This is a genomic window from Ochrobactrum teleogrylli (genome assembly GCF_006376685.1).
GTDB classification, from domain to species: Bacteria; Pseudomonadota; Alphaproteobacteria; order Rhizobiales; family Rhizobiaceae; genus Brucella; species Brucella teleogrylli.
This window is the reverse complement of the sequence record NZ_VEWL01000003.1, coordinates 235,018-250,053: the sequence shown is the minus strand read 5'-3', so window position 1 is coordinate 250,053 and position 15,036 is coordinate 235,018. Positions and strand designations below refer to the sequence as shown.

Here is a 15,036-nt window from a genome sequence, read left to right as displayed (position 1 = left end):
AGAATTAGCCCTTGTGCCATCGGATACTTGTTGTTTGCTGGAGGCCGTGATGGCCAGAACTGATATCGCGCGCCGCGTCTATAACCATGCCTGGAAGCTCGATCCTATTATCCGCAGCCTGCTGGATACGGATTTCTACAAGCTTCTGATGCTCCAGATGATCTGGGGCCTCTATCCCAAGGTGGACGCGACCTTCTCGCTCATCAATCGCACGACCTCTGTGCGCCTCGCCGACGAGATCGAAGAAGGCGAGCTGCGCGCGCAGCTTGATCATGCGCGCACGCTGCGCTTCTCCAAAAAGGAAATGATCTGGCTGGCGGGTAACACCTTCTATGGCCGCAAGCAGATTTTCCAGCCGGAATTCCTGGCATGGCTGCATGATTTCCAGCTGCCGGAATATGAGCTTCGTCGCAAGGACGGGCAGTACGAGCTGCATTTCCACGGGCCGTGGTCTCACACATCGATGTGGGAAATTCCGGCGCTTGCCATCATCAACGAACTGCGTTCGCGCGCGGCGATGAAGAACCTCGGGCCGTTTTCGCTCGATGTGCTCTATGCCCGCGCCAAAGCGAAGATGTGGAGCAAGGTGGAACGGCTGCGCCTGCTGCCGGATCTGAAGATTTCCGATTTCGGCACCCGCCGTCGACATTCGTTCCTGTGGCAGCGCTGGTGCGTGGAGGCGCTGAAGGAGGGCATCGGCGATTCCTTTACCGGCACCAGCAACGTGCTTCTGGCGATGGATACCGACCTTGAAGCGCTCGGCACCAACGCGCATGAATTGCCGATGGTGCTGGCCGCGCTCGCCAAGACGGATGAAGAGCTGCGCAGCGCGCCCTATCGCGTGTTGCAGGACTGGAACCGTTACTATGGCGGCAATCTGCTGATCGTCCTGCCGGATGCCTTCGGCACGGCGGCCTTTCTGCGCAATGCGCCGGACTGGGTTGCCGACTGGACGGGTTTTCGTCCCGACAGCGCCCCGCCCGTCGAAGGCGGCGAACGCATTATCGAATGGTGGAAATCGCGCGGCAAGGACCCGCGTGAAAAGCTGCTCATTTTCTCCGATGCGCTCGATGTCGATACGATCGAAGACACCTATCGCCATTTCGAAGGCCGTGTGCGCATGAGCTTCGGTTGGGGCACAAACCTCACCAATGATTTCATGGGTTGCGCGCCGAAGAACATCGAAGGGCTGAATGCCATTTCGCTGGTCTGTAAGGTCACGGATGCCAATGGTCATCCGGCGGTCAAGCTTTCCGACAATCCGCAGAAAGCGACGGGCGACCCGAAGGAAGTGGCGCGTTATCTCAAATTCTTCGGCAATGAGGAAAGAGTGGAGCAGCTCGTCAGAGTTTAAACGTCAGCGGATATTCGGGTTCTGGTGGCCTGCAAATACCGCTCTTCTGCGCTTCCGGTGCTCACGTACCTTTAAGTACGCTGCGCGCCGGTTCTCGAAGAACGGCATTTTCGTCTCACCATAACGCCGAATCTCCACTGACGTTACGAGCCGCGTTTTACCGCTATTCCATCAGCCGTGCTGTGCCGGAAAGGCGGATTGATCCGCCGCGTTCCGTGCCGATCTGGGCGCGAAGATGCGACGGACTGCCCATATCCTCGCCCTGAAACACTTCGATCTCGCCGCCATGCGGCCAGCCGATATCGCGCAGATAGGCGGCAAAGGCCGCCGTGGAAGCGCCCGTCGCCGGGTCTTCATAGACGCCACCAGCGGCAAACGGGTTGCGGCTATGGAAGCGTTGCGGCGTTTCCGAATGGATCAGCAGGATGGTCGTCCAACCCTGCCGCTTCATCATTACACGGCCACGCGCCAGATCATAATGCATCGAAGCAAGCTTCTCGCGTGAGCGCAGCGGCAACAGGATATGGTCCGCGCCCGCATGGATCAGCGCCGGCGGAATGCCCGGCGCGAGATCGTCCTTGTCGTAGCTGAACAGCGAGAGTGCCTGCTCCACCTCAACCTCTGCGGCGGCACGGTTGCGCGTCGGCGGCGATTGCAGGCTGGCGGCGAACAACTCGCCTTCCTTGTGACCGTCCACGCTGATGGTGCTGTTATTGAGCTTCAGGTTGAAATGTCCGTCGCCCATGCGCATGGCCAGCGCTGCACCGAGCGCAATGGTGGCATGGCCGCAGAACGGCACTTCCATTTCTGGTGCGAAATAACGCACGCGCCAGCTTTCGCCGTCCGGCGCGGCGAAAGCCGTTTCAGAAAAGCCCACCTCCTTGGCGATTTTCTGCATTTCCTCTGGAGAGGGGAGGCGGTCCGCAATCAGCACACCTGCTGGGTTGCCGCCCTGATTGCCTTGTGAGAAGGCTGCGATGCGCAAGACGTCCACTGAATTGTCCTTCGCCATATTCGATTCTCTCCCACCCACTCCCTATAGAAGGCGGGAATTGAGTCGGGTCAATGGCGTAGGTTAGAAGGCGCTGTCTTATCTGTAGATGACGGAATCAATCGCGCATTTCTGCGGCCCATGGCGGGTTTGCGCCCGCGCGGGAAACGGTGACGGCAGCAGCCCGGACGCCGAGCGCGACGGAGGCGTGAATCTGGTCGTCGTTCAGATTTGCGATGGCCGCCTTGTTGAGCAAGCCCTGATTGTGCAGGCTGACCAGAATGCCCGCATTGACCGTATCGCCCGCGCCAACCGTGTCCACGACATCAACTTTGACGCCCGGCACACGCACCGTTGCATGGGCCGTATAGGCATCGGCGCCATGGGCGCCCTTGGTGATGACGATCAGCTTTGGCCCGAGCTTCAGCCACTCGGCGGCGATTTCGTCATGGCTGCCATGTTCGCCGAACCAGTTGAGGTCTTCGTCGGACAGTTTCACGATATCGGCCAGCGCGATCATGCGTTTCATGCGCGCCAGATGCTTCTCGCGGTCGGTGATGAAACCGGCGCGGATATTGGGATCGAGGAACATGACCCGCTTTTTAGCTTCGCGGGTCATCAGCGCTTCATAGACGCTGCCGCATGGCTCGGAAATCAGGCTGATGCAGCCAAACAGCATCGCGTCCATGCTTTCATCCACGAAAGGCATGTCGCTTTCGGAAAGCATGCGGCCAGCCGTATTCTCGTCGTAGAAAGCATAGCGCGCCTGACCGTCCACGAGGCGGACGAAGGCAAGCGTCGTCGGGCGATCCGAAATGGCGGCAAAGGAATAATCGACATTGGAGCGCGCCAGCGTGTCACGCAGCACTTCGCCGAAGAAATCCGAGGAAATGCCGGAGAAGAAACCTGTCGGCACGCCAAGTCGCCCAAGCGCTATGGCCGAGTTGAAAACCGAACCGCCCGCAAAAGGCACGAAGGCCGTTTCGCCGGTCGCGGCTTCGCGTGGCAGCATGTCGATCAAGGCTTCACCGCAACAAAGGATCATGGCTCGGTTTCTGTTGAATTGGGTTTTAAATCGATTGAAGGCAGCTAAACAAAAAGCGCAGTGTTTTTCAACAGCCGCGCTTTGCATTTGTTAGACGTGCTGGCCGCCATTGATATGGATTTCCGATCCCGTGACATAGGATGAAGCTTCAGTGCACAGGAAGTAGATGGTTTCCGCGACTTCCGAGGTTTTGCCAAGGCGGCGCATGGGCAATTGTTCCACCAGCTTTTCTGTGCCCGGCGACAGGATCGCCGTGTCGATTTCGCCCGGCGCAATGGCGTTGACGCGGATGCCGTAGGGGCCGAAATCCGAGGCCATTTCGCGGGTCAGCGAGGAAAGCGCTGCTTTCGACGTGGCATAAGCGGTGCCTGCAAAGGGGTGAACACGGCTGCCTGCAATGGAGGTCACATTGACGACCGAACCCTGTGCGGCTTCCAGTTCCTTGAACAGGCCACGCGCCAGCATGATCGGGGCCATGAAATTGACCTGAAACACGTCGCGCCACACGGCCATCGGCGTTTCAATCGAATTCAGGCGGCGTCCGCCCTGTGCTTTCGGCGAAATGCCTGCATTGTTGACGAGCGCATGCAGCTTGCTGCCATTGGCTTCAAGGCGACGGCGGATTTCGGCAATCGCCTTGCCGACGTCTTCCTGATCGGCCAGATCGACCTTGATATGGTCTTCCGGTCCGGCGGGCCATGGGCAATTATCGGAAAAATCCTGCCGCGAGCAGGTAATCACGCGCCAGCCTGCACGCGAAAAACGCTTGACGGTCGCATGGCCGATACCGCGGCTGGCGCCGGTCAGAACCAGTGTCTTGCGCTCTTCGTCAACCTTCGGGGTTTCAGATGGGGACGCGTCTGTTTTGGTCATTTGGGTCATGGAAAACCTCGCTCTCAAATCTTGAATAGACCATGCCGCTCAAGATTTCGAGGGGAATTAGCAATTGCGTGCAGAAGGTGCTTCACTTGATCGCGACTGCGGGAGCGGACTGTCATCCACTCCTGCATTTCTTGCAAATCTCTACTGCGAATTGCCCATGATGATGTCAAGCAACGTGGTGGAGCCACCCTGCCGTCGCTGCGGCTGCTGAACCGGCTGGCCGCCGACCTCGCCGGGTGGCATCGGGCGGTAGGTGTCGTTATACCCGCCGGATGCGTTGCCCTGCGGCCCCGGCGCATTCACAGGATAAGCGCCTTCCGGTGCAGCCTGCTGGATGTCGTTGCGCGTGGTGGTTTCCGGCGCTGGCGGCCAGTAACCATCGTCGCCATTTCCAGCCATCGGCTGATCGCCATAGCCGCTCTGTGGCATCATGTTGGGATCGTAAGGCGCATTCGGGTCCATGCCGTCGCTGCCGCCGGGAACGACATTCTGGATGTCGTAATGGCCGGGCAGTTCGGAGATGGGCACGCCCTTGTGCGCTTCCTGCATAAAGCTTTTCCAGGCGGCAACGGGCAAGGTCGAGCCGAAGACGCGCTTCATGCCCTTGCCATCGTCATTGCCGAACCAGACGCCAGTGGTGAGATTGGATGTGTAGCCGACGAACCATGCGTCGCGGAAATTCTGGCTGGTGCCGGTTTTCCCCGCTGCGGGCCAGCCGCCAAAGGCCGCCTTGCGCGCCGTACCGTCCTCGACGGTGCGCCGCAACATGGCGTTCATCATGCCGACATTGCGCTCGTCGATGACACGCGGGCCAATCGCGTCATCTTTCTGGTAAAGCACCTTGCCATCGGCATCCGTCACCTTGGTGATGAAATAGACCGGCGCGCGATAGCCGCCATTGGCAAAAGGCACATAGGCATCGGCCAGTTCGAGAAGGGTCACTTCCGAGGTGCCAAGCGCCAGCGAAGCGTTGGGCTCAAGCTTCGATTGCACGCCAAGACGGTGCGCGGTATCCACCACGGTCTGCGGGCCGACTTCCATCACAAGCTGGGCGGAAACCGAGTTGAGCGAGTGCGACAGCGCGGTCGCCAGCGTCACTTCGCCCATATATTTGCCGTTGTCGTTGCTGGGAGTCCACTTGCCGATGCGCACCGGCGCATCGTTGCGCACCGAATCCGGTGTGCGGCCCTGTTCCAGCGCCGAAAGATAGACGAACGGCTTGAAGGAGGATGCAGGCTGACGGCGCGCATCGGTCACGCGGTCAAACTGGCTGGCGGCATAATCGACGCCACCGACCATGGCGCGCACCGCGCCGGTGCCGTCGATGGAAACGAGAGCACCCTGGCTCACATTCATTTTCTTGCCGCTTTGGGAAATCTGGTCCTTGATCGCCTCTTCGCCTGCCGATTGCAGGCCGAGATCGATGGTCGTTTCCACCGTGATATCGGTCTTCGCCTCGCCGATCAGGGCCGGCAATGCCGACACGACCTTGTCGGCGACATAGTTTTCCGAACCCTGCCAGAAGGATGGCGCACGGGTCGGCGGTTCGCTTTCGGCGATCGCCAGTTGCCTGTCGTCGATCATGCCTTCTTCGCGCATGGCACCCAGCACCAGCTTGGCGCGGGCGGCGGCGGCTTCCGGATCGCGGGCGGGCGACAGGCGGGACGGGGCTTTGAGAAGGCCAGCCAGCGTGGCGGCTTCCATCAGGTTCACATCCTTGGCCGACTTGTTGAAATAGCGCCGCGAAGCCGCGTCGACGCCATACGCGCCCGAACCGAGATAGACCCGGTTCAGATACATCTCCAGAATCTGTTCCTTGGTGTATTTATGCTCGAGCCATACGGCGAGCATCACTTCCTGTACCTTGCGTTCCAGCGTGCGGTCAGGTGACAGGAACAGGTTTTTGGCGAGCTGCTGTGTCAGCGTCGAACCGCCCTGCACGGCGCGGCCTGAAACAACATTGGTCACGATTGCGCGGGCAAGGCCGATCGGGTCGATGCCGAAATGCGAAAAGAAACGCCGGTCTTCGATGGCGACAACCGCCTTTGGAATGAAGGCCGACATTTCATGCAGACCCACAGCCTCGCCGCCGGTGGTGCCGCGATTGGCAATCAGCTTTCCGCTCACATCGACAATCCGCACGTTGGGCGGACGGTCGGGGATTTCCCAATCCGTCGTCGGCGGCATCTTGGCTGCAAAATAGACGAGCACACCGGCAAGGCCGATACCGCCCCACAGGCCGAGCACGAAGCACCAGTAGATCGCGCGGCGCAGAAAGCCGAAGAAGCCGCGCTGCTTCGCCTTGCCGCGGCGTGCTGCACGCGGTTCGCGATCCCGGGACGGGGTCCGTTTGCGTTGCTGCGAGCGCGCCATACGCTCCTCCTCATCGACACGGAAATCGTCCTCGTCAGTCCTCTTCTCTTCTTTGCCGAAAGAAGGGTCGATGCGTCCGTTCCTGTCGTCTCGCGATGCCATAGTCTGCCTAAGTTACCCACCTGCGCGCCGGTCCGTTATGCGTGCGAACCGATCATTTTCCAAAATTAATCTGCATTGCCGTCATGTTATTCAACCAATGCGAAGAAGGGTCTACCCGGTGCAGGGTAAATGCGGCGGTTTAAAGGGACGTAAATCGCCGGTTAATAAAAAGCCCGCCATGCGGCGGGCTTTTCCAGTTTTACGAACAGCTTACTCGCTGCGAGGCTTTTTGCTATAGCCGCCTTCGGACTTCTTCGGGCCTTTTTTGAAGCCGTCACCACGCGGCTTGTCACCCCAGGATTTTTCGCCACGCGGCTTGTCACCCCATGACTTTTCCCCACGTGGCTTGTCGCCCCAAGGCTTGTCTCCGCGCGGCTTGTCGCCCCAGGATTTCTCGCCATAAGACTTTTCACCACGCGGCTTGAAGCTCTTGCTTTCGCGGCGTCCGGCATCTTCACCGGCGCCAGCAACCGCAGGACGGATCACCAGACCCTTTTCGCCCGTGCCGCGCTCGGCAACCGACTGACGGAATTCATCGGCCTTCGATGCGGCGATTTCAAAGCGGGTTTCGCCGTCGAGGATCTTGATCGAGCCGACATCGCGCTTCGACACGTCGCCAGCCTTGCAGATCAGCGGCAGCAGCCACTTCGGATCGGCGCGGTGCTTTCGACCAGCCGAAACCGAGAACCAGACGCCATCGAAATGCGCATTGCGGTCGAAGCGTTCGCCCGGTTCGCCGCGTTCTCCACGATCAAAACGGTCGTTACGCTCGAAACGATCGCCGCGGTCAGAACGTTCGCGCGGTTTCTTGCCGCCAACCGGATGAACCGGCGCGTCCGACACTTCTTCCGGTGCAGGCGCCAGCGACAATTCGCGATTGAGATAGGCGGCTGCCAGCTGTTCCGGCGTGTAACGCTCCAGAAGCGCTTTCAGCACGTCCTGATGTTCTTCCTCGACCGGCTGGCCAAATGCCTCGGCATTGAGAATGCGTTCGTTGTTTTTGGCCTGAACGGCGGCAATGCCCGGCGCAGGGATGGTCTGCGCGTCGAGCTTCGCCATATGCAGAAGGCGCTCGGCGGAACGGCGGCGCGAGAACGGCACGACCAGCACGCAGGTGCCCTTGCGACCGGCGCGACCGGTGCGGCCTGAACGGTGCAGCATGGTTTCAGGATTGTTCGGCAGATCGGCATGGATAACCAGATCGAGATTCGGCAGATCGATACCGCGTGCGGCAACGTCGGTCGCCACGCAAACGCGGGCGCGACCATCGCGCATGGCCTGCAGCGCATTGTTGCGCTCGGCCTGGCTCAGTTCGCCCGAAAGCGCCACCACTGCAAAGCCGCGATTGGAAAGGCGGCTTGCCATGTGCTTTACCGCTTCACGGGTTGAGCAGAAGATGATCGAGTTCTGTGAATCGTAATAAAGCAGCGTGTTGATGATCGCGTGGTCGCGCTCATGCGGCGGAACCGGCATGGCGACATAATCGATATCGGCGTGCTGGCTGGTTTCGCTCTGCACGGTGAGGCGCAGCGCATTGTTCTGGAAACGCTTGGCGAGCTGCGCGATGGGCTTCGGCACGGTTGCCGAGAACATCAGCGTGCGGCGGTCTTCCGGCGCTTCACCGAGGATGAATTCGAGGTCTTCGCGAAAACCCATGTCGAGCATTTCGTCGGCTTCGTCGAGCACGACGACGCGCAGCGCAGACATATCCAGCGCTGAGCGGGTGATATGGTCGCGCAGGCGGCCCGGCGTACCAACGACGATATGGCTGCCACGCTCCAGCGCACGGCGCTCGGTGCGGATATCCATGCCGCCAACGCAGGATGCAATGCGCGCGCCGGTATCGGCATAAAGCCATTCCAGCTCGCGGCGCACCTGAAGCGCCAGTTCGCGCGTCGGCGCGATGATCATGGCAAGCGGCGCACCCGCTTCGCCGAAGCGAAGCTCGTCTTCCAGAATGGTGTTGGCCATGGAGAGACCGAAAGCAACCGTCTTGCCGGAACCGGTCTGGGCGGACACGAGAAGGTCGGAATCGAGCGTTTCAGGTGCCAGCACGGCGTTCTGAACGGCGGTGAGGGTGTTATAACCGCGAGCGGCAAGAGCTCCGGACAAGGCCGGAGCGATGGTTTCGGGCAGAGACATGGACAACTTTCACAAAAGCTTCACAAGTCGCAAACCCATTGGCCGTAAACCTAACGTTCACGGCTCCCCTGGCGACCACCGAAGCAACAGAATTGCCGCTTCCCTATAGGGTTCAGGTCGCGAGGTCAACCATGGCTGGCGACATGGCAGCCCTGCGCCCGGCGTATGCCAATTGACCGACTTTCCGGGGCTCAGTTTTCATTTAATATATAAACGTCACTATCAATAATGATTGGCTATCAATTCGATTTAATCAAAGTAATTGCGAGATAAAAATGAGAAAATTATTGGCTGTTTCAGCTTTTTTAATCGTTGGCTTGATGTTTTCTGTCAATTACGGTGTCGCAAGGCCGATTTCGTACTGTGCATCTGGAATTCCTCCCAAGAGTAACCCCAATGAATATGATGATTTCAGAAATGCAAAATTCCAGCTCGACCAATATTTGAAGGGGAAGGGGCAGAGGCCCACGGTCTTCAACAATAACGAGGGAATTCTCCCGAATGTGCCTCGTATGACCTATTTTGAGTTCGATCTCGGCAAGGATCGATACGGTCGCCGTGGACGGCACCGGGCCATTATCGGTTATGATGGGAGTGCAAATCGCACCTATTATTATACGGATAATCACTACAGATCGTTCTGTATGATCCGTTAAAATGCGGGTTTAAAGCAAGGCCGAGCCGCAACCGTCTGGCAGTGACGGCTCGGTAAAGAGTGTTAGTGGGCCTCGTCCCAGTTATGCGCTGCGCGCGCATCGACATGCAGCGGAACCGTCAGAGATACCGCCGGAAGGGCCGCATTCTCCATGATATGACGCACCAGCGGAATGGTTTTTTCCACTTCATTTTCCGGTACTTCGAAGATCAGTTCGTCGTGCACCTGCAATAACATGCGGGCGGCGAGCTTTTCTTTTTCAAGCGCATCTTCCATGCGAATCATGGCGCGGCGGATAATGTCGGCAGCCGAACCCTGAATGGGCGCGTTGATGGCCGCGCGCTCGTTGAAAGCGCGGATTTGCGGGTTGGAAGCGCGGATATCCGGATAATGGGCGCGGCGTCCGAATATGGTTTCGACATAGCCATTTTCACGCGCAAAAGCCTTGGTCGCTTCCATATAATCCTTGATGCCGGGGAAGCGCTCGAAATAGGTGCGGATATATTGCCCGGCTTCCTCACGCGGGATGGAAAGCTGGTTGGCGAGACCGAAAGCGGAAATGCCGTAGATGATGCCGAAATTGATCGCCTTGGCGCGGCGGCGCACTTCGGACGGCATGCCTTCCACCGGCACGCCGAACATTTCCGATGCGGTCATGGCGTGAATATCGACGCCATCGGCAAAAGCCTGTTTCAATTGCGCAATATCGGCCACATGGGCCAGCACGCGCAGCTCGATCTGGCTGTAATCGGCGGAGATCAGCTTGTTGCCCGGTTCCGCGATGAAGGCCGTCCTGATCTTGCGACCTTCGGCGGTACGCACCGGAATGTTCTGCAAATTCGGTTCGGAAGAGGAGAGGCGGCCCGTCGAGGTGGACGCCATTGCGTAAGATGTGTGGACGCGTTTGGTCTGCGGATGGATGAAACCGGGCAGCGCATCGGTATAGGTGGATTTCAGCTTGGTCAGCTGGCGCCAGTCAACGATTTTGCGCGGCAGCGGATGTCCCTCGGCGGCCAGATCTTCCAGCACTTGCGCCGAGGTGGACCATTGGCCGGTCTTGGTTTTGGACGCGCCGGGCAGGCCCATCTTGCCGAACAGAATATCGCCGAGTTGCTTCGGCGAGCCGATGGTGAATTTCTCACCGGCCAGTTCGTAGATTTCATCTTCGTAAGCGGCGGCAGCCTGTGCCAGATCGCCAGACAGGCGCGACAGCACCTGACGATCCACGGAAATGCCGCGTTCTTCCATGCGCGCCAGCACATCGACCAATGGACGCTCCAGCCGCTCGTAGACCGACATGAGGCCCTCAGCAGCGAGGCGTGGTTTGAGGACTTGCCATAGGCGCAGCGTTACATCGGCATCTTCAGCCGCATAGGCTGTCGCGCGGTCGATATCGACCATGTCGAAGGTCACGGCGCTTTTACCGCTGCCTGCAACATCCTTATAGGCAATCGGCGTATGGCCGAGCCAGCGTTCCGAAAGCGGGTCCATGCCATGGCTGCCCGTTCCGGCGTCGAGTACGTAGGAAATCAGCATCGTGTCGTCGAAGGACACGGTGTTGATCCCGTGGCGGCGCATCACCAGCCAGTCATATTTCATGTTCTGCGCAATCTTGAGAACGGAAGCATCCTCAAGCACGGCCTTCAGCGCTTCAAGGGCCTGGCCGAGCGGAATCTGCCCATCGACCATGCCACCGCCGAGCAGATCGCCCTGACCGGATTTGTGCTGAAGCGGGATATAAGCCGCCCTGGTCGTGCCATTCTGGCCGGGGAGCGCCAGCGAGAAGCCAACGAGTTCGGCCTGCATCGGATCAAGCGAATTGGTTTCCGTATCGAAAGCCATCACGCCGGTTTCGACCGCTTCGGCCAGCCAGAGCTTGAGCGTGGCAATATCGCGAATGCAAGTGTAAGCGCTGGTGTCGATCTTCTGCGCAGTGGCATTCGCGGCGCGCTTGTCGGCCAGCGCCTGTGGGGTGTAGCCTGTCGCAGCGGCAGGCTCGCCCGTCGCCACGGCGACGACCGTGACGTCCGCAACACTTGTCACGACGACATCGACATCGGGGCCATGCGCATCCGCGCCCCATTGCGTCTCGACATGGCACGGCTCCACGGCGGAAGCATCCGTATCGGTCGCTTCGGCCACGCGGCGGGTCAGGGAGGTGAACTCCATGGCCTTGAGGAATCCGATTAGCTTCGGGCCGTCTTGCGGTTCCAGAACCAGACCGTCGAGATCGACATCCAGCGGCACATCGGTCTTGAGCGTCACCAGCTCGCGCGAAATCTTGGTCTGGTCTGCAAAGGCCAGAATGTTTTCGCGGCGCTTGTTCTGCTTGATTTCCGAGGCGCGGGCGAGAAGCGTGTCGAGATCGCCGAATTCTTCCAGCAATTGCGCCGCCGTCTTTGGGCCAATGCCCGGAATGCCGGGCACATTATCCGTGCTGTCGCCGGTCAGCGATTGCAGGTCGATCATCTTTTCCGGCGGCACGCCCCATTTTTCGATCACTTCGGGGATCGAAATCTGCTTGTCCTTCATGCTGTCATACATCGACACGCCCGGCGTCACGAGCTGCATGAGGTCCTTGTCGGAAGAGACGATGGTGACATCGCCGCCCGCCTGTTCGGCAAGGCGCGCATAGGTCGCGATCAGGTCGTCGGCCTCAAACCCTTCCTTTTCGATGCAGGGCAGGTTGAAGGCGCGGGTTGCCTGACGGATCAGGCCGAACTGCGGAACGAGGTCTTCCGGCGGTGCGGTGCGATTGGCTTTGTATTCAGGATAAAGCGCGTTGCGGAACGTCTTCGACGAATAGTCGAAAATCACCGCGAAATGGGTCGGCACCACGCCTACATCGGTGTTGCGCGCATCTTTCAGCAGCTTCCACAGCATGTTGCAGAAGCCCGATACGGCGCCCACCGGCAAACCATCGGACTTGCGGGTCAGTGGGGGAAGGGCGTGATAGGCGCGGAAAATATAACCCGAGCCGTCAACGAGAAAGAGATGATCGCCTTTTTTCATGGCTTAGAAGTAGATCAAAGCAGTCCTAAAGGGAACTGGCTCAATGTCAGGAGAAACAATGATCCACGCGAAAGAACCTCGTCACGGATCGATAACAAGTTTGTTACAGATTTGTAATCTTCCGTGCCCTTGAATAGCCACGATTGAAAACCAAATTTCAGTCATCGACAGTTCGTCGGTCGCCGGTTTTCTGACCCGTCCCCCGTTGGATACCGGATGTTGCGGCAGCCTCATTCCCCTCTCCGGGCTGCCGCTTTGAGTGTAGTGATATGGCCGCTGTGGTATCCCCTCACCGCAGCGGCCAAATCATTTTCGGGCGCCCGCTCTCAAACCGGGTTTCCTCCTGACGATGCTGGTTGTAGTGTGCCGCCAGTTTAAGACTCGTCAGGAAATTTTCATGTCCACGGAAACGTCTCAGCAATCGCTCGACAAAGTTCTCAGCCACCTCGACGCCAATCTCGATAAAAGCCTCGAACGCCTGTTCGAACTGCTGCGGATCAAGTCGATTTCGACCGACCCGGCCTATAAGGCCGACTGCCGTAAAGCTGCGGAATGGCTGGTCGAGGATCTGAAGACGATCGGCTTCGACGCCAGCGTGCGCGACACGCCGGGGCACCCGATGGTCGTTGCGCATCACGATGGCGCCAAGCCCGATGCGCCGCATGTGCTGTTCTATGGTCACTATGATGTGCAGCCGGTCGATCCTCTGAACCTGTGGGAAAACGACCCGTTCGATCCGGCGATCAAGGATGTCGGTAACGGTCGCAAGATCCTGACCGGTCGCGGCACGTCCGACGACAAGGGCCAGCTGATGACCTTCGTGGAAGCCTGCCGCGCCTATAAGGCGATCCATGGCAATCTGCCGGTCAAAGTGACGCTGTTGTTCGAAGGCGAGGAAGAATCCGGTTCGCCGTCGCTGAAGCCATTCCTTGATGCCAACAAGGCGGAGCTGAAGGCCGACGTGGCGCTGGTCTGCGACACCGCCATGTGGGACGCGGAAACCCCTGCCATCAGTGTGGGCTTGCGTGGTCTCGTCGGCGAGGAAATCGTCATCAAGGCTGCCGACCGTGATCTGCATTCGGGCTTCTTCGGTGGTGCTGCCGCCAATCCCATCCATATTCTGAGCAAGATTCTGGCCGACCTGCATGACGAAACCGGACGCGTCACCGTTCCGGGCTTCTATGAAGGCGTGGAAGAAACCCCGTCGCAAATCCTGCAATCCTGGGAAAGCCTCGGTCGCACGGCGGAAAATTTTCTCGGTCCTATCGGCCTGTCGGTCCCATCCGGCGAAAAGGGCCGCAGCGTTCTGGAACTCACCTGGGCGCGCCCGACTGCGGAAGTAAACGGCATCACCGGCGGTTATACCGGCGAAGGCTTCAAGACGGTTATCGCGGCGCAGGCTTCGGCCAAGGTCTCGTTCCGTCTGGTCCACAAACAGGACCCGGCGAAGATCCGCGAAGCCTTCCGCGCCTTTGTGCAAGAGCGTCTGCCAGCCGATTGTTCGGTGGAGTTCCACCCGCATGGCGGCTCGCCCGCAATCCAGCTGCCTTATGATTCACCGCTGGTTTCCAAGGCCAAGGACGCGCTGTCCGACGAATGGCCGAAGCCAGCGGTGCTGATCGCCATGGGCGGCTCGATCCCGATTGTCGGCGACTTCGACACGTTCCTCGGCATGGAATCGCTGCTCGTCGGCTTCGGCCTCGAAGACGACCGGATCCATTCGCCCAACGAAAAATACGAGCTGAACTCCTTCCACAAAGGCCAGCGCTCATGGGCGCGTATTATGGCGGCTATCGCCGCCAAGTAGGGCTCGCATCATGGCGGTTATCGCCGCCAAATAAGGATAATAGAGAATGACCATCCGTTTTCATAAAAACGATCTACCGAACCTCGATCACTATCAGGTCGATGCGGTCGCCATCGATACCGAGACGCTGGGGCTGAACCCGCATCGTGACCGGCTTTGCGTGGTGCAGATTTCGCCCGGTGACGGCACGGCAGACGTAATCCAGATCGAAGCCGGTCAGAAAAAGGCGCCCAATCTGGTCAAGCTTTTGAAAGACCGCTCGATCACGAAAATCTTCCATTTCGGCCGATTCGATCTGGCGGTGCTGGCGCAGGCTTTCGGCACCATGCCGCAGCCCGTCTTTTGCACCAAGATCGCATCGAAGCTCACCCGCACCTATACGGACCGCCATGGTCTCAAGGAACTGTGCAACGAGCTGCTGGACGTTTCTATCTCCAAGCAGCAACAGTCATCCGACTGGGCTGCGGAAATTCTCTCGCAGGCGCAGCTCGAATATGCCGCTTCCGACGTGCTCTATCTGCATCGCCTGAAGGCCGTTCTGGAACAGCGCCTTGAGCGCGATGGCCGCGTGAAACAGGCCGAAGCCTGCTTCAAATTCCTGCCGACCCGTTCGGAGCTCGATCTGATGGGCTGGCCGGAAGACGATATCTTCGCGCATAGCTGATACTGGGCG

At 59.1% G+C, this 15,036-nt stretch carries 10 protein-coding genes; 4 read left to right on the top strand and 6 right to left on the bottom strand.

The annotated features are described in order from the left end of the window. The first annotated feature begins 49 nt into the window (after positions 1 to 49). Positions 50 to 1,354, top strand: a complete 1,305-nt coding sequence (gene pncB / locus FIC94_RS07715; protein WP_109368146.1) for a nicotinate phosphoribosyltransferase — start codon at positions 50 to 52, stop codon at positions 1,352 to 1,354. A 163-nt stretch (positions 1,355 to 1,517) separates the two neighbouring features. Here the strand turns inward: pncB and FIC94_RS07710 are convergent, their stop codons facing one another. The 5 genes from FIC94_RS07710 to FIC94_RS07690 all read right to left on the bottom strand — a co-directional run bounded on the left by FIC94_RS07710 (position 1,518) and on the right by FIC94_RS07690 (position 8,889). Next, positions 1,518 to 2,348: a PhzF family phenazine biosynthesis protein gene (locus FIC94_RS07710; protein ID WP_140024551.1), complete on the bottom strand. Its 831-nt coding sequence runs from the start codon at positions 2,346 to 2,348 to the stop codon at positions 1,518 to 1,520. Positions 2,349 to 2,463: 115 nt separating this feature from the next. Further along, positions 2,464 to 3,390, bottom strand: a complete 927-nt coding sequence (locus FIC94_RS07705) for a carbohydrate kinase family protein (RefSeq protein WP_140024476.1) — start codon at positions 3,388 to 3,390, stop codon at positions 2,464 to 2,466. Positions 3,391 to 3,480: 90 nt separating this feature from the next. Then, positions 3,481 to 4,272 carry an SDR family NAD(P)-dependent oxidoreductase gene (locus FIC94_RS07700; RefSeq protein WP_109368148.1) on the bottom strand — a complete coding sequence of 264 codons (792 nt, stop codon included), beginning with the start codon at positions 4,270 to 4,272 and terminating at the stop codon, positions 3,481 to 3,483. Positions 4,273 to 4,413: 141 nt separating this feature from the next. Beyond that, entirely contained in the window at positions 4,414 to 6,747 is a 2,334-nt protein-coding gene (locus FIC94_RS07695) for a transglycosylase domain-containing protein (protein ID WP_140024475.1), read from the bottom strand. A gap of 210 nt (positions 6,748 to 6,957) precedes the next feature. Further along, positions 6,958 to 8,889, bottom strand: a complete 1,932-nt coding sequence (locus FIC94_RS07690; protein ID WP_121537076.1) for a DEAD/DEAH box helicase — start codon at positions 8,887 to 8,889, stop codon at positions 6,958 to 6,960. Positions 8,890 to 9,164: 275 nt separating this feature from the next. On the opposite strand from FIC94_RS07690, the gene FIC94_RS07685 reads away from it, so the two are divergent. Next, positions 9,165 to 9,545, top strand: a complete 381-nt coding sequence (locus tag FIC94_RS07685) for a ribonuclease domain-containing protein (RefSeq protein ID WP_121537078.1) — start codon at positions 9,165 to 9,167, stop codon at positions 9,543 to 9,545. Between the two features lie 62 nt (positions 9,546 to 9,607). On the opposite strand, the gene polA is transcribed toward FIC94_RS07685, so the two are convergent. After that, positions 9,608 to 12,556: a DNA polymerase I gene (gene polA, locus FIC94_RS07680; RefSeq protein WP_140024474.1), complete on the bottom strand. Its 2,949-nt coding sequence runs from the start codon at positions 12,554 to 12,556 to the stop codon at positions 9,608 to 9,610. A gap of 397 nt (positions 12,557 to 12,953) precedes the next feature. Here polA and FIC94_RS07670 point away from each other — a divergent pair, with 397 nt between their 5' ends. Further along, a complete protein-coding gene (locus FIC94_RS07670) occupies positions 12,954 to 14,363 on the top strand; it encodes a dipeptidase (protein WP_109368153.1) in 1,410 nt (469 codons plus the stop codon). A 46-nt stretch (positions 14,364 to 14,409) separates the two neighbouring features. Continuing rightward, on the top strand, positions 14,410 to 15,027 hold the full coding sequence (locus tag FIC94_RS07665) for a ribonuclease D (RefSeq protein ID WP_109368154.1): 618 nt from the start codon (positions 14,410 to 14,412) through the stop codon (positions 15,025 to 15,027). The last annotated feature ends 9 nt before the right edge of the window (positions 15,028 to 15,036 follow it).